Source organism: Streptomyces sp. A012304 (genome assembly GCF_026008495.1).
Classification (GTDB): Bacteria; Actinomycetota; Actinomycetes; order Streptomycetales; family Streptomycetaceae; genus Streptomyces.
The window spans coordinates 22,840-42,660 of record NZ_BQUN01000228.1 but is presented as its reverse complement, the minus strand read 5'-3'; the positions used below and the strand labels follow the sequence as shown (position 1 = coordinate 42,660).

15 protein-coding genes and 1 pseudogene are annotated in these 19,821 nt (G+C 71.5%); 11 read left to right on the top strand and 5 right to left on the bottom strand.

All coding sequences use genetic code 11. The features are described from left to right. The 3 genes and pseudogenes from ALMP_RS43110 to ALMP_RS43100 form a co-directional block, all read left to right on the top strand. A pseudogene (locus ALMP_RS43110) lies at positions 1-703 on the top strand (beta-galactosidase); the annotation flags it as partial. Positions 704-748: 45 nt separating this feature from the next. After that, positions 749-2,578, top strand: coding sequence for a LamG-like jellyroll fold domain-containing protein (locus ALMP_RS43105; protein WP_264937524.1), 1,830 nt, complete (start codon positions 749-751; stop codon positions 2,576-2,578). Between the two features lie 22 nt (positions 2,579-2,600). Further along, positions 2,601-4,271, top strand: coding sequence for a PHP domain-containing protein (locus tag ALMP_RS43100; RefSeq protein ID WP_264937523.1), 1,671 nt, complete (start codon positions 2,601-2,603; stop codon positions 4,269-4,271). A gap of 100 nt (positions 4,272-4,371) precedes the next feature. Here the strand turns inward: ALMP_RS43100 and ALMP_RS43095 are convergent, their stop codons facing one another. From ALMP_RS43095 to ALMP_RS43080, 4 genes are read right to left on the bottom strand one after another with little or no spacing between them, the layout of a single operon-like run. Beyond that, the gene (locus tag ALMP_RS43095; RefSeq protein WP_264937522.1) at positions 4,372-4,827 is read right to left on the bottom strand and encodes a MaoC family dehydratase; all 456 of its coding nucleotides are present in this window, start codon (positions 4,825-4,827) and stop codon (positions 4,372-4,374) included. Positions 4,828-4,837: 10 nt separating this feature from the next. Then, positions 4,838-6,358, bottom strand: a complete 1,521-nt coding sequence (locus ALMP_RS43090) for a long-chain fatty acid--CoA ligase (RefSeq protein ID WP_264937521.1) — start codon at positions 6,356-6,358, stop codon at positions 4,838-4,840. A 12-nt stretch (positions 6,359-6,370) separates the two neighbouring features. Then, positions 6,371-7,246, bottom strand: a complete 876-nt coding sequence (locus ALMP_RS43085) for an amidohydrolase family protein (RefSeq protein WP_264937519.1) — start codon at positions 7,244-7,246, stop codon at positions 6,371-6,373. Positions 7,247-7,257: 11 nt separating this feature from the next. Continuing rightward, complete coding sequence (locus ALMP_RS43080; protein ID WP_309299625.1) at positions 7,258-8,175, bottom strand: SDR family NAD(P)-dependent oxidoreductase; 918 nt, start codon at positions 8,173-8,175, stop codon at positions 7,258-7,260. A gap of 119 nt (positions 8,176-8,294) precedes the next feature. Between ALMP_RS43080 and ALMP_RS43075 the strand changes: the two genes are divergently transcribed. The 3 genes from ALMP_RS43075 to ALMP_RS43065 all read left to right on the top strand — a co-directional run bounded on the left by ALMP_RS43075 (position 8,295) and on the right by ALMP_RS43065 (position 11,374). Next, positions 8,295-8,834 carry a MarR family winged helix-turn-helix transcriptional regulator gene (locus ALMP_RS43075; protein ID WP_264937518.1) on the top strand — a complete coding sequence of 180 codons (540 nt, stop codon included), beginning with the start codon at positions 8,295-8,297 and terminating at the stop codon, positions 8,832-8,834. Between the two features lie 93 nt (positions 8,835-8,927). Next, positions 8,928-9,692: an IclR family transcriptional regulator gene (locus ALMP_RS43070; RefSeq protein ID WP_375803628.1), complete on the top strand. Its 765-nt coding sequence runs from the start codon at positions 8,928-8,930 to the stop codon at positions 9,690-9,692. A 263-nt stretch (positions 9,693-9,955) separates the two neighbouring features. Continuing rightward, complete coding sequence (locus ALMP_RS43065) at positions 9,956-11,374, top strand: glycoside hydrolase family 16 protein (protein WP_264937515.1); 1,419 nt, start codon at positions 9,956-9,958, stop codon at positions 11,372-11,374. A gap of 40 nt (positions 11,375-11,414) precedes the next feature. Here the strand turns inward: ALMP_RS43065 and ALMP_RS43060 are convergent, their stop codons facing one another. Continuing rightward, a complete protein-coding gene (locus tag ALMP_RS43060) occupies positions 11,415-12,302 on the bottom strand; it encodes an AraC family transcriptional regulator (protein WP_264937514.1) in 888 nt (295 codons plus the stop codon). A 155-nt stretch (positions 12,303-12,457) separates the two neighbouring features. On the opposite strand from ALMP_RS43060, the gene tkt reads away from it, so the two are divergent. Genes tkt through pgi form a run of 5 tightly spaced genes read left to right on the top strand, consistent with a single transcriptional unit; the run spans position 12,458 to position 19,819 of the window. Next, positions 12,458-14,533, top strand: a complete 2,076-nt coding sequence (gene tkt, locus ALMP_RS43055; RefSeq protein ID WP_264937513.1) for a transketolase — start codon at positions 12,458-12,460, stop codon at positions 14,531-14,533. Between the two features lie 19 nt (positions 14,534-14,552). After that, positions 14,553-15,719, top strand: coding sequence for a transaldolase (gene tal / locus ALMP_RS43050; protein WP_264937512.1), 1,167 nt, complete (start codon positions 14,553-14,555; stop codon positions 15,717-15,719). After that, positions 15,716-17,248, top strand: a complete 1,533-nt coding sequence (zwf, locus tag ALMP_RS43045; RefSeq protein WP_264937511.1) for a glucose-6-phosphate dehydrogenase — start codon at positions 15,716-15,718, stop codon at positions 17,246-17,248. Before tal ends, zwf begins: the two co-directional genes overlap by 4 nt. Continuing rightward, positions 17,245-18,180, top strand: coding sequence for a glucose-6-phosphate dehydrogenase assembly protein OpcA (gene opcA, locus ALMP_RS43040; RefSeq protein ID WP_264937510.1), 936 nt, complete (start codon positions 17,245-17,247; stop codon positions 18,178-18,180). The genes zwf and opcA overlap by 4 nt, the downstream gene beginning before the upstream one ends. Then, complete coding sequence (gene pgi / locus ALMP_RS43035) at positions 18,173-19,819, top strand: glucose-6-phosphate isomerase (protein WP_264937509.1); 1,647 nt, start codon at positions 18,173-18,175, stop codon at positions 19,817-19,819. Before opcA ends, pgi begins: the two co-directional genes overlap by 8 nt. Positions 19,820-19,821: the final 2 nt, after the last annotated feature.

The window sequence follows — 19,821 nt, the reverse complement described above, 5'->3', positions numbered from 1 at the left end:
GCGGGGGGGGGGGCGGCCCCCCACCGACAACGACGAGCTGGGCGGGACGGCCTCACGCTGGCGGGCCTGGGGCCTGGACGCGCTGGTGCGCGAGCTGGTCTCGGTGCGCCGGGACGACACGGCGGTGACCGTGCTCGCGGAGTACGCCGGGACGACCGGTGTGGTGCGGCACCGGCAGGTGTTCACGCCGGTCGAGGGCGGGCTGCGGGTCGAGGAGGAGGCCGAGCTGCCGGAGGAGTTCGACGACGTGGCGCGGGTCGGCTCGGTCTTCGAGACGGTCGGCGGGCTGGACCTGCTGGAGTGGTTCGGGCAGGGGCCGTGGGAGTCGTACCCCGACCGCAGCGCGGGCGCCCCGGTGGGACACCACTCGGTGCCGGTGGACGCGCTGTTCACGCCGTACCTGCGTCCGCAGGAGAGCGGTGGCCGACACGGGGTGCGGCGCTTCACGCTGTCCGCGCCGGACGCCACCGGACTCTCGGTCACCCTGGACGAGCCACGTCAGGTCTCCGTCACCCGCTACCGCGCCGAGGACCTGACGGCGGTCGCACACCACGACGAGCTGGTGCCGCGCCCCGGCTGTGTGGTGCACCTCGACGCGGCGCACCGCGGTCTCGGGACGGCGTCCTGCGGCCCGGACACCTCCCCCTCCTACCTCGTCGCGCCGGGTGTCCACCGCTGGACCTGGACCCTGCGCGTCCTCTGAGCCCTCCCACCCACGGTTCCCCCGGACTCTTGCTACGGAGCACACGTGTGCAATTCGCATGCCCATGAACAGGGCGAGACCCCCCAGGCGGGTGCCGGACGCCGCGGTTTCCTGCGGGCCACCGCGCTGCTCGGCGCCGCCGCCACGGCGTCGGCCGCGCTGCCGGCCGCCGTCGCCGAGGCCGCGCCGGCCGGCCGGTGGCGCCCGGATCCGGACAGCCGTCGTTTCACGCTCGCGGTGATGCCGGACACGCAGTACCTCTTCGACGGACCCAGCATCGACAAGGCGCCCGTGGAGGCGTCGCTGCGTTATCTGCTGGAGCACGGCCGGGACGAGAACATCGTCTTCCTGTCCCATCTGGGCGACCTCACCCAGAACGGCACCAAGGAGGAGGTCGCCGCGATCAGCGAGGCGTTCGCGCTGCTCGACCGGCGCGGGGCCGGCTACAGCGTCCTGGCCGGCAACCACGACGTGAGGTCCTCCACCACCGACCAGCGCGGCGCGACGCCCTACCTGGACGCGTTCGGTCCGGACCGCTTCCGGGGGAAGCCGACCTTCGGCGGCGCCTCCCCGGACGGCTACAACACCTTCCACCTGTTCCGGGCCGGCGGCCGGGAGTGGATGGTGCTGGCGCTGGACTGGCGGCTGTCGGAGCGAGGGTACGCGTGGGCCGCCGACGTCCTGGCCCGGCACCCGAGGACGCCCGTCGTGCTCACCACGCACGAACTGGTCGTCGAGGACGACTCGCTGTCGGCGTACGGGCAGCAGCTGTGGGACCGGCTGATCGCCGGCCACGACCAGATCTTCCTCACCCTCAACGGGCACTACTGGCCGGCCGGGCGGACGGTCCGGAAGAACAAGGCGGGACATGACGTCCACCTGCACCTGACGAACTATCAGAACCGGTATTTCGGCGGCGCGGCGATGATCCGCCTCTACCGTTTCGATCTCGACCGCGACGTCATCGACGTCGAGACGGTCTCCCCGTGGATCCTGGGCCGGGCCGCCAAGGGGCTCAACGAGCTGGAGCGGCAGGAGATCGAACTCAGCGGTGACGCCGACCGGTTCACGGTCGACATCGACTTCGCCGAGCGGTTCTCCGGCTTCGCCCCGGTGCCGGCGCGTCCCGCGCAGCCCGCGGCGAGGATGCTCGTGCCCGGCACGGTCGCCTACTGGCGTTTCGAGTCGCCCGCCGCCGCAACCGTCCGTGATCTGTCCGGAAGCGGCAACGACCTGACCGTCGTCACGGTCGGCGGCGGCGCGCTGGGCTGGTCCGCCGACCACCATCCCGACCAGCCCGGGCACGGCAGCCTGGAGTTCCAGGGCCACAAGTCGCCGCTGAAGGGCGCGTATCTGCGCACGGTGGACGGGGCGCCGCTGAACTCGGCGACGTTCGAGGACGGTTACACCATCGAGGCGTTCTACCGGCTGCCCGCCGACTGGGATCCCGCGCACCACGCCTGGTCCGGGCTGGTCGGCCGGACCGGTACGGGCGGCGCCGCCGGGAAGACCGCCGACGACCCCGACGAACCGCTGGCGACGCTGTCCCTGTCGAACGACCGGGAGCCGCAGTGGGCGACGCGCCCGCTGAACCAGCAGGGCATCGCCACCAACTGGGGCCAGGAGACGCCGCTGGAGACCTGGTGGCATCTCGCGGTCGTCAACGACGGCCGGCACACCACCCTGTACGTCGAGGGCTGCCCGGTGGTGCGCAACCCGAGGGCGGCCGCGGTCGGCATCACCTCCGTGGGTCTGCCGTGGCTGCTCGGCGGCTACGAGTACGGCGGGAAGATCGACCAGATCCTGCACGGCCGGCTCGGCGACGTCCGGATCGTCGCGCGGGCGCTGCCCGTCACCTCCTTCATGAACCACTGAGCCGAGGGGCTTCGAGAACACCATGACCGAGCAGCATCTGCCCGACTGGGCCGACCCGTCCGTCTCCCCCGCCGCTCTCGACGCCCAGGGCGTGTCCCGCCGCGGGCTGCTGCGCCGTGCGGGGCTGTTCGGGGCCGCGTTCGCGCTGGGACCGGCGGCGACGCCCGCCCTCGCGGCCGGCGGCGGACGCTTCGGCGGGGAGGACCCGCGCCTGGCCTATCTCGTCGGCGACCACCACGTCCACTCCGTCTACAGCCACGACGCCAAGTACACGTTCTCCCAGCTGGCCGCCGCGGGCGCCGGGTACGGGCTCGACTGGATGGTGTTCACCGAGCACTCCAACGTCGGGCACGCGCGGTTCGGCGCCCCGCTGGAGCACGAGGAGATCCTCAGGGCCCGTGCCGAGAACCCGCGTCAGCTGATCTTCCAGGGCCTGGAGTGGTACATCCCGGCCGCCGAGCACTGCACGGTCTTCGCCGCGCCCGGCCCGCACGAGGTCGACCTGCTCACCCGGTTCGAGAGCGCCTACGACGGCAAGCTCCTCGGCTACACCGAGGGCGCGGCCGGCGCGGCGGACACCGCCCGCAACGAGGCCCACGCCGTCAAGGCCATCCAGTGGCTGGCCGAGCAGCGCCGCACCGGCTACGTCGACGACGTCCTGGTCCTCGCCAACCACCCGATGCGGCTGGGCATCGACTCCCCGCACGAGATGCGCAACTGGCGGGACGCGGCTCCCGAGATCATGATCGGCATGGAGGGCGCGCCGGGCGCCCAGGGCGCCGCCCTCCCCGGCTGGCGCGGGACGACGTCGATCCGCGGCGAGTACGAGAACAAGCCGTCCGCGCAGTCCTGGGCCGGCTACCCGGCGGACGCGTATGTGACGTACGGCGGTTTCGACTGGGCGACCGCGACGGTCGGCGGGCTGTGGGACGCGCTGCTGGCCGAGGGCCGGCTGTTCTCGGTCACCACCAACTCCGACGCGCACCGCGTCGTCTTCGACACCTGGAAGAACGGCGACTGGGCGGCGGGCCGGAACTTCGACAACACCGGCAGGCTGCCCGACCCGGTGAACACCACCACCCCGCAGCCCGGCAGCGACTTCTGGCCCGGCCAGTTCAGCCGCACCCATGTCGGCGTCACCCGCTACGGCTACCGCGCGGTGATGGCGGGCCTGCGCGCGGGCCGGGTCTGGCTCGACCACGGGCATCTGCTGGACGGGCTGGAGGTCCGGCTGCGGCGGGAGCGCGGCAGCGGGCGGGGTGTCACGCTGGGCGGACGGCTGCGGGTCCGCGCGGGCGAGAAGCTCGTCCTGGAGATCACCGTCACCACGGCCTCCCGCCCCAACCCCCGGGGGATCCTGCCGGAGTTGGCGCACGTGGACGTCATCCGGGGCGCGGTGCGCGGCCCGGCCGCCGACCGCGACAGCTGGCGCGCGCCCGACACGAAGGTCGCCTGGACCAAGGACGTCTCCGGCCGCACCGGCACGTACACCCTGCGTGTCCCGGTCGCCGTCGGCGAGGAGCCGTTCTACGTCCGGCTGCGCGGCAGCGACGGCAACCGCCACGGGGCCGGCTACCTGGGCGCGGCGGTCGACCCGCACGGGCCGGTCCCCCACACGCCGGGGGACGGCGACCCGTGGGCCGACACCTGGTTCTACTCGAACCCGATCTTCGTGGACGTCGTGGGCGGCTGACGTCGGGCGGCGCGCGCCGGGGCGTCCGTGGCGGGATCAGCCGCTCATGGACGCCCCCGGTGCGCGGCTGCTTCCCCGCCGGCTCGTCGCTCGGCGTGGTTCACGCGTAGAAGCGGGACAGGCTCTGGAGTACCGCCGCCGGCTTGGTGCCGCCCTCGATCTCGATGGCGCCGTCGACGGTGATCTGCACGCCGCCGGGCACCTCCTCGACCTCGCTCAGCCTGCCGGTCAGCCGGATGCGTGAGCCGACCTTCACCGGGGAGGGGAAGCGCACCTTGTTCAGCCCGTAGTTGACCTTGGTGGTGACGCCCTGCACGTCCAGCAGCTCGGTGAACAGCGGGATGAACAGGGACAGGGTGAGGTAACCGTGGGCGATGGGCGCGCCGAAGGGGCCGTCCTTGGCGCGCTGGGGGTCCACGTGGATCCACTGGTGGTCCCCGGTCGCGTCGGCGAACGTGTCGATGCGCTCCTGGGTGACCTCGATCCACTCGCTGGTGCCCAGGTCGCTGCCGGCCAGCTTCTTCAGCTCGTCCAGGCCGTTGACGGTGATGCTCATGTACTGGTCCTCACTTGGGGGTTGATGCGGAGTCGCCGCCGAACCGGGAGCGCACCCGGGCCTTCAGGAGCTTGCCGGAGGCGGTGCGCGGAAGTTCGTCCGCGACCACGACGGACTTGGGGATCTTGTACTTGGCGAGGCGGCCCGCCAGGGACGCCAGCACCTCGTCGGGATCGACCGACACGCCCTCGCGGGGAACGACGACGGCGCGCGGCACCTCGCCCCACTTGTCGTCGGCCACGCCGATGACCGCGCACTCGACGATGTGGGGGTGGGTGAGGAGCAGGTCCTCGATCTCGGCGGGGTAGATGTTCTCCCCACCTGAGATGATCATGTCTTTTATGCGGTCGACGATGTACACGTAGCCGTCCTCGTCGACGCGGGCGGCGTCCCCGCTGCGGAACCAGCCGTCGGCGAACGAGGCGGCCGTCTCCTCCGGCAGCCCCCAGTAGCCGGGCATGACGTGCGGTCCGCGCACCACGACCTCGCCGGTCTCGCCGATGTCGACGGGTGCGAGGTCGGGCCGCACGACCCGGACGTCGCTGAAGAAGTGCGGGACACCGGCCGAGCCCGCCTTGCTGGTGGCGTGCTCGGCGTCCAGGAAGAGGGTGCCGGGGGCGGCCTCGGTCATGCCGTAGCCCTGGAGGAAGGTGAGTCCGCGTTCCTGGTAGGCCGCGATCAGCGGGGTGGGGACCGGGGAGCCGCCGCAGGTGAGGATGCGCAGCGACGACAGGTCGGCGTCGGGCCAGCGCGGGTGGCGGGCGATCTGGTCGAACATGGTCGGCACCCCGAACATGAAGGTGATCCGCTGCCGTTCGACGAGGTCGAAAGTGGCCTCCGGGTCGAAGGCCTCGACCAGGACGCAGGTGCCGCCCTTCAGCAGCACCGGCAGGGTCAGCATGTTCAGCCCGGCCGTGTGGAACAGCGGCGCGGAGACCAGGGCGCGTTCGTCGGCGATCAGGTCGGTGTCGACGAGGACGTTGAGCGCGTTCCAGGTCAGGTTGCCATGGGTGAGCATGGCGCCCTTGGGCCGGCCTGTCGTGCCGGAGGTGTACATGATGATGCAGGTGTCGTCGGCGCCGACCGGCTCGTCGATCGGCTCGTCCGGCGCCGACGCCAGCGCCTCCTCGTACTCGGCGCCGACCTCCAGATACGCCCGTACGTCGGTGCTGCCGGGCAGTCCGGCGACCAGGCCGGCGTGCGAGGGGCCGTAGACAAGGGCCTTGGCGCCGGAGTCGGCGAGCTGGTAGGCGATCTCGGGACCGGCCAGGCGGGTGTTGAGCGGGACGAACACCGCGCCGAGCGTGCCTGCCGCGAACAGGGTCTCCAGGTAGGAGGGGTGGTTGGGGCCGAGGTAGGCGATGCGGTCGCCGCGCCGGACGCCCCGGGCGCGCAGGGCGTGGGCCAGACGCGTGGTGCGGGTGTGCAGGGTGCGGTAGTCCGTCGACCGCTCGTCGTGGACCAGGGCGGTGCGGTGCGGGGTCTTGCGGGCCCGGCGGGCGGGCCACGACCCCAGTCCCTCGTTGCGCATCGGTGAGGCCCCTTACGGTGTGGTCAGCCCGAGCAGGCGGGCGGCGTTCTCCTTGAGGATCTTCGGCTTCACCTCGTCCTTGATCGTCAGCTTGTCGAAGTCGGCGAGCCAGCGGTCGGGGGTGAGGACGGGGAAGTCGGAGCCGAAGAGGACCTTGTCCTTCAGCAGTGTGTTGGCGTACTGCACGAGCTGCGGCGGGAAGTACTTCGGCGACCAGCCGGACAGGTCGATGTGGACGCCAGGCTTGTGCGTGGCGACGGCGAGGGCCTCGTCCTGCCAGGGGAAGGACGGGTGCGCCAGGATGATCTTCAGGTGCGGGAAGTCGGCGGCGACGTCGTCGACGTGCAGCGGGTTGGAGTACTTCAGCCGGATCCCGCCCCCGCCGGGCACGCCGGCGCCGATGCCGGTCTGGCCGGTGTGGAACAGGGCGATGGTGCCGGTCTCCTCGATCACCTCGTAGAGGTCGTAGGCGACCGCGCGGTCGTTGGGGAAGAAGCCCTGGATGCTGGGGTGGAACTTGAAGCCCTTCACCCCGTACTCCTCGACCAGGCGGCGGGCCTGCTTCACACCCGCCCTGCCCCGGAAGGGGTCGATGGAGGCGAAGGGGATGAGGACGTCGGCGTTGGCGGCGGCCGCCTCGGCGACCTCCTCGTTGGGGACGGGGGCCGTGCCGGTCGCGGACTCGGCGTCCACCGTGAAGATCACGGCGGCCATGTTCCGCTCCCGGTAGTAGGCGGCCGTCTCCTCCAGGGTCGGCTTGCGCTTGCCCTCGACCTTGAAGTAGGCGGAGGAGGCGTCGTGCAGGTGGTCGTCGAGGGACGCGTGGCCCTTGGAGGACACCTCCGCGTGGGTGTGGACGTCGATGGCGACGAGGTCGTCGACGTTCATCGAGCGCTCCATCACGCCTCCGGGAACTTGGGCGCCGGGATGCCGACCGTCTGGAGTTCGGCGCCGACCGAGGTGGGGAAGGCGGCGGCGAGCGTCTCGGGGGTCCAGCCGCCGTCGGCGTAGGCCGCGCGGATCTCCTGCGGATGCGACCAGAGTGCCACCTTGTCGCCGCCGATGCCGATGGCCTGGCCGGTGACACCGCGCGCGGCCTCGGAGGCGAGGAAGGGGACCAGCGCCGCGCAGTCCTCGGGGGTGCCGAAGCCCTCGCCCTTGCGCAGGAAGTCCGGCAGCGGCTCGCCGTCGCGCATGGCCTCGATGTAGGGGGCGAAGGCGGGGATGGTCTCGGTCATCGCGGTCGCGGCGACCGGGACGATCGCGTTGACGGTGATGTTCGCGCGGCCCAGCTCCATCGCCCAGGTGCGGGCCATGGCGGCGATGCCGGCCTTGGCGGCGGCGTAGTTGGTCTGGCCGAAGTTGCCGCGCTGGCCGGCCGGGGAGCCGACCAGGATCAGCGTGCCGCCCTCGCCCTGCTCGCGCATCCGCACGGCGGCGGCCCGGGCGCAGGTGAAGGTGCCCTTGAGGTGGGTGGTGATCACGGCGTCGAAGTCGTCGTCGGTCATCTTCCACAGGACCTTGTCGCGCAGGATGCCCGCGTTGGTGACCAGGACGTCGAGCCGGCCGAACTCCTCGACCGCGCGGTTCACCAGCCGGTCGGCGGCCTCGGAGGTGCCGACCGGCACGACCTCGGCGACGGCGGTGCCGCCCGCCTCGGCGATGGACTTCACCGCCTGGTCGGCGACCGCCTCGTCGACGTCGTTGACGACCACGCGGGCGCCGTGGGCGGCCAGGGCGTGCGCGTAGGCGAGGCCGAGGCCCCGGCCGCTGCCGGTGACGACGGCGACCTTGCCGGTGAGATCGATGCTGGGCACGGATGGGTCCCTTCACGAACGGTACGACCCCGTGGGGGCACGGGAGGTGCGGCTACGAGATCGAAGCTAAGAGCAATAATTGTTGTCGTCAATAGTTGTTGCCGACCTGCTGGTGCGCCATGCTGGAATCCGTACGACGACCCGCCCCTGCCGGGGCCGAGACCAGGGAGCCCGCCATCGCCCGCCAGCACCACGCCGTGAACGCCACCCCGATCGACGCGGACGAGCCGTGGATGCGCGCGCTGCACGCGGACACCGGCTACCTCCTCTACCGCCTGGGGCTGCGCTCGGGTCAGTTGTTCAACACGTTCCTCCAGGAGTCGGGGCTGCGCCTGCGCCACTACGCCGTCCTGCGCTACCTGGCCACCGCCGAGGGCGCGCTCCAGCGGGAGCTGAGCGCCGGCCTCGGCTACGACCCGAGCGCGATCGTCGGCCTCGTCGACGATCTCGAGAAGCTCGGCTTCGCCGAGCGCCGGCCCGCCCCGGACGACCGCCGCAGCCGGATCGTCGTGCTCACCGAGGACGGCCGGGCGTTCCTGCGCGGCACCGACGAGGCGGGCCTGCGGGTGACGAACGACCTGCTGGCCCCGCTCGACCCGGCCGAACGCGAGACGCTGCACGCGCTGCTGCTGCGCCTCGCGGAGGACGGGCTCGCCTGAGGGCCCGGCCGAGGCCGTGCGGGTGATTGACGGCCGCACGGCCGCTGCCTAATTTCAGCCGGACGAGAGAACGCTCTCGCCGCCGCGCGGGGGATGGAGGACCCCTTGCCCACGACCGCCCGCTCCGCACCCGACCGGCTGCTGTCCGTGCTCGCCGCGTTCGACCACGCCCACCCGGCGCTGACCCTGACCGACATCAGCCGGCGCGCCGGGCTGAGCCTCACCACCGCGCACCGGCTGGTGGGCGCCCTCACCCAGTGGGGCGCCCTGGAACGGGACGAGTCCGGGGCCTACCACGTCGGGCTGCGGCTGTGGGAGGTGGCGGCGCTCGCCCCGCGCGGCCTCGCGCTGCGCCAGGTGGCGCTGCCCTACCTGGAGGACCTGTACGAGGCCACGCACGAGAACGTGCAGTTGGCGGTGCGGGACGGCCATGACGTCGTCTACATCGAGTGGCTCTCCGGACGCTCGGCGGTGGGGGTGCGCATCCGCGTCGGCGCCCGCTGGCCGCTGCACGTCACCGGCGTCGGGCTCGCCCTGCTGGCCCACGGCGACCCCCAGCTCCAAGAGACGTACTGCGCCGTCCCCTTGGCCTCCTACACCGACCACACCATCACCGACTCGGCCCAATTGCGTCGCGTCCTGGCCGAAGTGCGGCGCACCGACGTGGCGGTGAGCAACCGTCAGGTCACCGACGACGCCCTGTCGGTGGCCGCGCCGGTCCGCGGGCCGGGCGGCACGGTGGTCGCCGCGGTGTCGGTCGTCGTCCCGCACGCCGACGCCCGGGTGCCGGCACTGATCCCGACGGTCCGGCTGGCGGCGCGGGGCATCTCACGGGCACTGGGCTGGCAGCCGGACTGACCTCCGGCCACCGGAAGGCCCCGGGTCTCCCTCTCACCGGCGAGGCCCGGCCCCGGCCCGCTCGCGACCGCCCGCTCGCTTCGGCCCATATGGGGCGTTCAGGGGGTGAACTCGCCCTGGGTGAAAGGACTTTCCTTGCTTTAACTCTTGACGGCTCCAGTGGCGGGGAGCACATTGGCCGCATCCTGAGAGCGCTCTCACGCACGGTCCGGCGCTCTCGGACGGCATTCCGCGCCCATCATTCCGTCCCCGAGAGGCACCCGATGAGTGAAACCTCCGGTACACCCACCCCCGCCGTGCCCGCGCGAAGGTGGCCGGTCCGGCGCGCGCTGATCGCCGTGCTGGCCACGCTCGGCCTGGCCGCCGTCGCCGCGACCGCCGCCACCCTGCCCGCCAACGCCACCGCGCCCACGCCCCCGGCGGGCTGGACCCAGGTCTTCCTGGACGACTTCAACGGCGCCGCCGGCACCGGCGTCAACACCGCCAACTGGCAGTACGCGACCGGCACTTCCTACCCCGGCGGTCCCGCCAACTGGGGCACGGGCGAGGTCGAGACGATGACGAACAGCACGAGCAACGTCTCGCTCGACGGCAACGGCAACCTGCGCATCACCCCGCTGCGCGACTCCGCCGGCCGCTGGACCTCGGGCCGTATCGAGACCAACCGCACCGACTTCCAGCCGCCGTCCGGCGGGAAGCTGCGCGTCGAGGCCCGGTTGCAGATGCCCAATGTCACCGGCACCGCGGCCGAGGGCTACTGGCCGGCGTTCTGGATGCTGGGCGCCCCCTACCGCGGCAACTACCAGAACTGGCCGTCCGTCGGCGAGCTGGACATCATGGAGAACGTCCAGGGACTGAACCGGGTGTGGGCGACGATGCACTGCGGCACCAACCCGGGCGGCCCCTGCAACGAGACCACCGGCATCGGCAACTTCACCACCTGCCCGAACACGAGCTGCCAGTCCGGCTTCCACACCTACACCATGGAGTGGGACCGCTCGGTGAGCCCCGAGGCGATCCGCTTCCTCGTCGACGGCGTGAACTTCCACACCGTCACCGCGAACCAGGTCGACGCGACGACGTGGAACAACGCCACGAACCACGGCTTCTTCATCATCCTGAACGTGGCGATGGGCGGCGCCTTCCCCGACGCCTTCGGCGGCGGCCTGGACGCGGACACCCGCTCGGGCGTCCCCATGGTCGTGGACTATGTGCAGGTGCTCCAGGCCGCGGGCGGTGGGAGCGGTACCACTCCGCCGCCGTCCGGCAACCGCGACGCCTACGCCGCGATCCAGGCCGAGTCCTACGACAGCCAGTCGGGGGTGAGCACCGAGACCACCACCGACACCGGCGGCGGCCAGAACATCGGCTCCCTCGCAGGCGGCGACTGGGTGCTCTTCCGGGGCGTCAACTTCGGCTCCACGGCGGCCACGCAGTTCTACGGCCGGGTCGCGAGCGGCGCGGCGAGCGGTGTGAGCGGTCTGGTCGAGGTGCGCCTGGACAGCCGCAGCAACGCGCCCGTCGGCAGCTTCTCGGTCGGCAACACGGGCGGCTGGCAGTCGTGGCGCACAATCCCGGCGAACATCACCGCGGTCACCGGCACCCATGACGTCTATCTGACCTTCACCAGCGGGCAGCCCTCGGACTTCGTGAACGTGAACTGGTTCAACTTCGGTCGCTGAGTGGCGCATCGGCCCCTGAGCCGGCCGGACCGGCGGCGTTTCAGCGCAGTTCCGCGCGGAACGCCGCCGGAGTCATGTCGGTGTGCTGGTGGAAGAACTTGGAGAAGTTCGCCGGGTCGGGGAAGCCGACCGCCGCGCCGACCCGGCCGATCGGCAGGTCGGTGTGGGCCAGCAGCCGCTTGGCCTCCAGCACGACCCGCTTGTCGATGAAGCCCTTCGGCGTCTCGCCGGTGGCGGCGCGCACCGCGCGCACGAGGGTGCGGCGGGAGTAACCGAGCGCGTCGGCGTAGGCGCTGACGCTGTGGTTGGTGGCGAAGTCCCTCTCCACCGCGTCCCGGAAGAGGGTGAAGGTGGTGTCGGCCTGTCGGCGGACCGCCTCCGCGGAGCTGGCCGCGAGGTGCGCGAGGCGCAGCAGGAACGCGGTCAGGGAGTGCCGCAGCACCGAGGTGTGCAGGGTGGGGGGAAGGGTCGCGGTGTCCTCGTACTCGCGCTGGAGATGCGTCAGGGACGCGCGCAGGGCGGCCAGCCGGGCCTCGTCGGGGCGCAGCAGCGGCGGCAGGTCGTAGCGGTACAGGCCGGTGGCCTCGACCGCGGCGCGGGGCAGGAAGCCGGGCTGCATGGCGAGGACGGTTCCGCGGTACTCGCTCGACTTCGAGAAGCGGTGGACCTGGCCCGGGCGGATCCACAGCACGTCGCCGGCCGTCGCCTCGTACTCGGCGAAGTCGACCATGTGACGTACGGGACCGTGGGTGAAGAACAGCACGACGTGGAAGTCGATCCGGTGCACGCGGTCCAGCGGCGCGTCCGCGTGCCAGGCGCGGTCGGTGCCCATGGGGCCGACCTGCATGCCGACGCCGCCGACACTGAGGTCGACCGGGAAGGGGAAGGTTCTGATCCCCTCGTCGTCGTGGCCCGTTCTGCCCGCCATGTCCGTCTCGTGCCGCCTCGATCGCGTTCCGCGCCCGCCCGGTGTCCCACTTTCACCACAGCCTGACACACGGAGACCTACCGTCAAAAAAGTCAGACTTTTACTTTTGAACGCGTCAGACCAGCCACTTCGCTCGTATCGAGGATTTCCTGAAGATGAGCACGCAGACCCCGGACAGCTTCGAATGGACCGAACTCGACCGGCGTGCCGTCGACACCGCGCGCCTTCTGGCGGCGGATGCCGTGCAGAAGGCCGGCAACGGCCACCCCGGCACCGCGATGAGCCTCGCGCCCGCCGCGTACACGCTCTTTCAGAAGGTGATGCGGCATGACCCGGCGGATCCCGAGTGGACCGGGCGTGACCGTTTCGTCCTCTCCCCCGGCCACACCTCGCTGACCCTCTACACACAGCTCTTCCTGGCCGGCTACGAGCTGGAGCTGGACGACCTCAAGGCCTTCCGCACCCACGGGTCCAAGACGCCCGGCCACCCGGAGTACGGGCACACGGCCGGTGTCGAGACCACCACCGGTCCGCTCGGGCAGGGTGTCGCCAACGCGGTCGGCATGGCGATGGCCGCCCGCTACGAGCGCGGCCTGTTCGACCCGGAGGCCCCCGAGGGCACCTCCCCCTTCGACCACACCGTCTGGGCGATCGTCTCCGACGGCGACCTCCAGGAGGGCGTCTCCGCCGAGGCCTCCTCCCTGGCGGGCCATCAGAAGCTCGGCAACCTGGTCTTCCTCTACGACGACAACCACATCTCCATCGAGGGCGACACCGCGACCGCGTTCTCCGAGGACGTGCTGAAGCGGTACGGGGCCTACGGCTGGCACGTGCAGCGGATCGAGCCGCGGGAGAACGGCGACATCGACGTGCGCGCCCTGTACGCGGCGCTGAAGGCGGCGCAGGCCGAGACCGCCCGCCCCTCGATCATCGCGATGCGCACCGTCATCGCCTGGCCCGCCCCGAACGCGCGGAACACCGAGGCCTCCCACGGCTCCGCCCTCGGCGAGGACGAGGTGGCCGCCACCAAGCGCGTCCTCGGCTTCGACCCCGAGCGGTCCTTCGAGGTCGCCGACGACGTCCTCGCCCACACCCGCGCCGCCCTGGACCGGGGCGCCGAGGCCCACGCCGCCTGGGACAAGCGGCTCGCCGCGTGGCGCGGCGCCGCCCCGGAGCGCGCGCGGCTGTTCGACCGGGTCGTCGCCGGTCAGCTCCCCGAGGGCTGGGAGGACGCGCTGCCGGTGTTCGAGCCCGGCAAGTCGGTGGCCACCCGTGCCGCTTCCGGCAAGGTGCTCCAGGCGCTCGGCGCTGTCCTCCCCGAACTGTGGGGCGGCTCCGCCGACCTGGCCGGCTCCAACAACACCACCATCGACAAGACGTCCTCCTTCCTGCCGGCGGGCAACCCGCTGCCCGAGGCCGACCCGTACGGCCGTACCGTGCACTTCGGCATCCGGGAGTTCTCGATGGCCGCCGAGATGAACGGCATCGCGCTGCACGGCAACACCCGGATCTACGGCGGCACGTTCCTGGTCTTCTCCGACTACATGCGCAACGCCGTCCGGATGTCGGCGCTGATGCAGCTGCCGGTGACGTACGTGTGGACGCACGACTCCATCGGCCTGGGCGAGGACGGCCCGACGCACCAGCCGGTCGAGCACCTGGCCTCGCTGCGCGCCGTCCCGGGGCTGAACGTCGTCCGTCCGGCCGACGCCAACGAGACGGCGATCGCCTGGGCGGAGATCCTCCGGCGGCACGGCAGCCGTCCGGCCCCGCACGGCCTGGCCCTCACCCGGCAGGGCGTGCCGACCTACGCGCCGAACCCGGACGCGGCGCGCGGCGGTTACGTGCTGGAGGAGGCCTCCACCGGGACGCCGGACGTCGTCCTCATCGCCACCGGCTCCGAGGTGCGGCTCGCCGTCGCCGCCCGGGAGCGCCTGGAGGCCGAGGGGATCGGAACGCGGGTGGTGTCGATGCCGTCCGTGGAGTGGTTCGAGGAGCAGCCGCGGGAGTACCGCGAGCGGGTGCTTCCGCCCTCGGTGAAGGCCCGCGTTGCGGTCGAGGCGGGTATCGGTCTGACGTGGTACCGGTTCGTGGGTGACGCAGGACGCATCGTCTCCCTCGAACACTTCGGCGCCTCGGCCGACGCCGGCACCCTCTTCGCCGAGTACGGCTTCATCCCCGAGAACGTCGCCGCCGCAGCGCGGGAATCGCTCGCTGCCGCGCGTGGTTGATCCGATCGCCAGAAAGAAGATGATCACTGTGACCCAAGCAACCGCCACCGCGGGAGCCCTCAAGCGCCTGACCGACGAGGGCGTGTCGATCTGGCTGGACGACCTGTCGCGCACGCGGATCACGTCCGGCGGCCTGGCCGCGCTCGTCGCCGGGAAGCACGTCGTCGGCGTCACCACCAACCCGTCCATCTTCCAGGCCGCCATCGGCTCCGGCGAGGGCTACGAGGAGCAGCTCGCCGATCTGGCCGCGCGGGGCGTCACGGTCGACGAGGCCGTACGGATGATGACGACCGCCGATGTGCGTGCGGCCGCCGACATCCTGCGTCCCGTGCACACCCGCTCCGGTGGCCGCGACGGGCGGGTCTCCATCGAGGTCGACCCGCGCCTCGCCCACGACACGGCGGCCACGATCGCCGAGGCCAAGCAGCTCGCCTGGCTGGTCGACCGCCCCAACGTCATGATCAAGATCCCGGCGACGCGGGCCGGGCTCCCGGCGATCACCGAGGTGATCGGCCTCGGCATCAGCGTCAACGTCACGCTGATCTTCTCGCTGGAGCGCTACCGCGAGGTCATGGACGCCTACCTGGCGGGCCTGGAGAAGGCCGCCGCGCGGGGCCTGGACCTCTCCGCCATCCACTCCGTCGCCTCCTTCTTCGTCTCCCGCGTCGACTCCGAGATCGACAAGCGCCTGACGGTCCTCGGCACCGACGAGGCCCTCGCCCTGAGGGGACGGGCCGCGCTCGCCAACGCCCGGCTCGCCTACGAGGCGTACGAGGAGAGGTTCGGCTCCGCCGACGGGACACCCGGCGGTGACCGGTGGACGGCCCTCGCCGGCGCCCGGGCGAACAAGCAGCGCCCGCTGTGGGCCTCCACCGGTGTGAAGGACCCCGCGTACAAGGACACCCTGTACGTGGACGAGCTGGTCGCCCCCGGCACCGTCAACACCATGCCGGAGGCCACCCTGGACGCCGTCGGCGACCACGGCGTGATCACCGGGAACACGGTGACCGGCGGCTACGCCCAGGCCCGCGCCGACCTCGCCGCGGTGGAGGCGCTCGGCATCTCCTACGACGAGGTCGTCACCCGGCTGGAGGAAGAGGGCGTCGCCAAGTTCGAGACGGCGTGGCAGGACCTCCTGGACGCGGTCACCAAGTCGCTGAACAACAAGGGAGTTGACGCGGAATGAGCACCACGGTGTGGAGCAACCCGCTGCGGGACTCACGCGACCGGCGCCTGCCCCGGATCGCCGGACCCTCCGGGCTCGTCATCTTCGGCGTGACCGGTGATCTGTCCCGCAAGAAGCTGATGCCGGCCGTCTATGACCTCGCCAACCGCGGTCTGCTGCCGCCGGGCTTCTCGCTCGTCGGCTTCGCCCGCCGCGACTGGGAGGACCAGGACTTCGCGCAGGTCGTCCACGACGCCGTGCGCGAGCACGCGCGGACCCCGTTCCGGGAGGAGGTCTGGCAGCAGCTCGCCGAGGGCATGCGGTTCATCCCGGGCGACTTCGACGACGACACGGCGTTCAAGCAGCTGCGCGACGCCGTGCACGAACTGGACGCCTCCCGCGGCACCGGCGGCAACTTCGCCTTCTACCTCTCCGTGCCGCCGAAGTTCTTCCCCAAGGTCGTCGAGCAGCTGAAGAAGCACGGGCTGGCCGACGCGCCGAAGGGCTCCTGGCGGCGGGCGGTCATCGAGAAGCCGTTCGGCCACGACCTGGCGAGCGCGCGGCGGCTGAACGCGATCGTGCACGACGTGTTCGAGCCGGACCAGGTCTTCCGCATCGACCACTACCTGGGCAAGGAGACCGTCCAGAACATCCTGGCGCTGCGCTTCGCCAACCAGATGTTCGAGCCGATCTGGAACCGGTCGTACGTCGACCACATCCAGATCACGATGGCCGAGGACATCGGCATCGGCGGCCGCGCCGGCTACTACGACGGCATCGGCTCGGCGCGGGACGTCATCCAGAACCATCTGCTCCAGCTGATGGCGCTGACCGCGATGGAGGAGCCCGCCTCCTTCGACGCGGCCTCGCTGCTCACCGAGAAGCTGAAGGTCCTCAAGGCCGTGAAGGTGCCGGAGGACCTGGGCCGGCACACGGTGCGCGCGCAGTACGAGGGCGCCTGGCAGGGCGGCGAGAGGGTGCGCGGCTACCTGGAGGAGGAGGGAATCGACCCCGCCTCGACGACCGACACCTACGCGGCGATCCGGCTGAACGTCGACAACCGCCGCTGGGCGGGCGTCCCCTTCTACCTGCGCACCGGCAAGCGTCTCGGCCGCCGGGTCACGGAGATCGCGGTCGTCTTCCAGCGCGCCCCGCACTCCCCCTTCGACTCCACGGCCACCGAGGAGCTCGGGCAGAACGCCATCGTCATCCGGGTCCAGCCCGACGAGGGCGTCACGGTCCGCTTCGGCTCCAAGGTGCCGGGCACCTCGATGGAGATCCGGGACGTCACGATGGACTTCGCGTACGGCGAGTCCTTCACGGAGTCCAGCCCCGAGGCCTACGAACGCCTCATCCTGGACGTGCTGCTCGGCGACGCCAACCTGTTCCCGCGCCACCAGGAAGTGGAAGAGTCCTGGAAGATCCTCGACCCGATCGAGGAGTACTGGGCCGGCCACGGCAGGCCGGCCAGGTACGCCTCCGGCAGCTGGGGACCCGAGGAAGCCGACGAGATGCTCGCACGAGACGGACGGAGCTGGCGCAGGCCATGAAGATCGACCTGACCGACACCACGGCAAGCAAGATCAACAAGGCGCTGGTGCAGGGTCGCCGCGCCATCGGCACACCGGCCGTGGGCATGGTCCTGACGATGGTGATCGTCACGGACGAGGAGAACGCCTACGACTCGATCAAGGCCGCCGAGGAGGCCTCGCACGAGCACCCGGCGCGGACCCTGGTGGTCATCAAGCGGCACGCCCGCACCCCGCGTGACCGCACCAACTCCCGCCTCGACGCCGAGGTGCGGGTGGGCGCCGACGCCGGCACCGGCGAGACGGTGGTGCTGCGCACCTACGGCGAGGTGTCCGACCACGCCGACTCCGTCGTCCTGCCGCTGCTGCTGCCGGACGCGCCGGTCGTCGTCTGGTGGCCGGTGGACGCGCCCGTGAACCCGTCGAAGGACCCGCTGGGCGCGCTGGCCCAGCGCCGGATCACCGACATGTACGCCGTCGAGCGGCCGCTTCAGGCCCTGGAGAGCCGGGTGGCGTCGTACGCTCCCGGTGACACCGACCTCGCGTGGACCCGGCTGACGCCCTGGCGTTCGATGCTGGCCGCGGCCCTGGACCAGGCACGGCTGCCGATCACCTCGGGGGCCGTCGAGAGCGAGGCCGAGAACCCCAGCGCCGAGCTGCTCGCCCGCTGGCTGGAGGCGCGCCTGGGCGTCCCGATCGACCGGGTGGAGACCCAGGGTCCGGTCGTCACGGCCGTACGCCTCGGCACCGGGAAGGGCGAGATCGTCATCGACCGCCCCGAGGGCCCGCTGGCCACGCTGTCGCTGCCCGGCCAGCCCTCACGCACCCTCGCGCTGAAGGTCCGCCCCACCTCCGAACTCATCGCCGAGGAGCTCAGGCGCCTCGACGCGGACGAGATGTACGCCGTCGCCCTGCGGGGCGAGGGCACCAAGGAGACCACCGCACATGTCTGACACCCCGAGGCTCGCACGACGGCCGCAGTGGACGGCCCTGCAGGACCACCGCGCCGCCTGGCACACGCATCTGCGTGAGCTGTTCGCGTCCGACCCCGGCCGCGCGGAACGCTACGTCGTGCGCGTCGGTGACCTGCGCGTCGACTACTCCAAGAACCTGATCACCGACGAGACGCTCGCCCTGCTGCGGGAACTGGCCGCCGCGACCGATGTGTTCGGGCTGCGCGACGCCATGTTCCGCGGCGAGCGGATCAACATCACCGAGGACCGCGCCGTCCTGCACACCGCGCTGCGCGCCCCGGCGGACGCGGTGATCGAGGTCGACGGCGAGAACGTCGTGCCCCAGGTGCACGCGGTCCTCGACAAGATGGCCGGCTTCGCGCACCGGGTGCGCTCCGGTGAGTGGACCGGACACACCGGCCGGCGGATCAGGAACGTCGTCAACATCGGCATCGGCGGCTCCGACCTGGGCCCCGCGATGGCGTACGAGGCCCTGCGGGCGTACACCGCACGGGAGTTGACGTTCCGCTTCGTGTCGAACGTGGACGGCGCCGATCTGCACGAGGCGGTCCGTGATCTGGACCCGGCGGAGACCCTCTTCATCGTCGCGTCGAAGACGTTCACCACCATCGAGACGATCACCAACGCCACCTCGGCCCGCTCCTGGCTCCTGGACGGGCTCGGCGACGACGGCGACGGCAAGGCGGTCGCCCGGCACTTCGTCGCCCTGTCGACGAACGCCGGGAAGGTGTCGGACTTCGGCATCGACCCGGACAACATGTTCGAGTTCTGGGACTGGGTCGGCGGCCGCTACTCCTACGACTCGGCGATCGGCCTCTCCCTGATGATCGCCATCGGCCCGGACCGCTTCCGCGAGATGCTCGACGGCTTCCGGATCGTCGACGAGCACTTCCGCACCACCCCCGCCGAGGCCAACGCCCCGCTGCTGCTCGGCCTGCTGGGCATCTGGTACGGCAACTTCTTCGACACCCAGTCGCACGCGGTGCTGCCCTACAGCCACTACCTCTCCAAGTTCACCGCCTACCTCCAGCAGCTGGACATGGAGTCCAACGGCAAGTCGGTGGACCGCGACGGCGAGCCCGTCGACTGGCAGACCGGTCCGGTGGTGTGGGGTACGCCCGGCACCAACGGGCAGCACGCCTACTACCAGTTGATCCACCAGGGCACCAAGCTGATCCCGGCCGACCTGATCGGCTTCGCCCGCCCGGTGGACGAGCTGAGCGAGGAGCTCAAGGCGCAGCACGACCTGTTGATGGCCAACCTGTTCGCCCAGGGCCAGGCCCTCGCGTTCGGCAAGACCGCCGACGAGGTCCGCGCGGAGGGTGTGGCCGAGGAGCAGGTCCCGCACCGCACCTTCCAGGGCAACCACCCCACGACGACGATCCTGGCGAAGGAACTCACCCCGTCCGTCCTGGGCCAGCTCATCGCCCTCTACGAGCACAAGGTGTTCGTCCAGGGCGCCGTCTGGAACATCGACTCCTTCGACCAGTGGGGTGTCGAACTCGGCAAGGTCCTCGCCAAGCGCGTCGAACCCGCCCTCACCGAGGGTGCCGAGGTCCCCGGCCTCGATCCGTCCACCGCCGCCCTCGTGGCCGCCTACCGTCGACTCAGGAAGTGAAC

Coding starts and splice junctions, on each gene's coding strand:
- ALMP_RS43060 (WP_264937514.1), bottom strand. CDS start 12,302: ATGGCGGGCAGAACGGGCCACGACGACGAGGGGATCAGAACCTTCCCC.
- ALMP_RS43100 (WP_264937523.1), top strand. CDS start 2,601: ATGACCGAGCAGCATCTGCCCGACTGGGCCGACCCGTCCGTCTCCCCC.
- opcA (WP_264937510.1), top strand. CDS start 17,245: ATGAAGATCGACCTGACCGACACCACGGCAAGCAAGATCAACAAGGCG.
- ALMP_RS43095 (WP_264937522.1), bottom strand. CDS start 4,827: ATGAGCATCACCGTCAACGGCCTGGACGAGCTGAAGAAGCTGGCCGGC.
- ALMP_RS43090 (WP_264937521.1), bottom strand. CDS start 6,358: ATGCGCAACGAGGGACTGGGGTCGTGGCCCGCCCGCCGGGCCCGCAAG.
- zwf (WP_264937511.1), top strand. CDS start 15,716: ATGAGCACCACGGTGTGGAGCAACCCGCTGCGGGACTCACGCGACCGG.
- ALMP_RS43075 (WP_264937518.1), top strand. CDS start 8,295: ATGCTGGAATCCGTACGACGACCCGCCCCTGCCGGGGCCGAGACCAGG.
- tkt (WP_264937513.1), top strand. CDS start 12,458: ATGAGCACGCAGACCCCGGACAGCTTCGAATGGACCGAACTCGACCGG.
- ALMP_RS43065 (WP_264937515.1), top strand. CDS start 9,956: ATGAGTGAAACCTCCGGTACACCCACCCCCGCCGTGCCCGCGCGAAGG.
- tal (WP_264937512.1), top strand. CDS start 14,553: ATGATCACTGTGACCCAAGCAACCGCCACCGCGGGAGCCCTCAAGCGC.
- ALMP_RS43085 (WP_264937519.1), bottom strand. CDS start 7,246: ATGAACGTCGACGACCTCGTCGCCATCGACGTCCACACCCACGCGGAG.
- ALMP_RS43070 (WP_375803628.1), top strand. CDS start 8,928: ATGGAGGACCCCTTGCCCACGACCGCCCGCTCCGCACCCGACCGGCTG.
- pgi (WP_264937509.1), top strand. CDS start 18,173: ATGTCTGACACCCCGAGGCTCGCACGACGGCCGCAGTGGACGGCCCTG.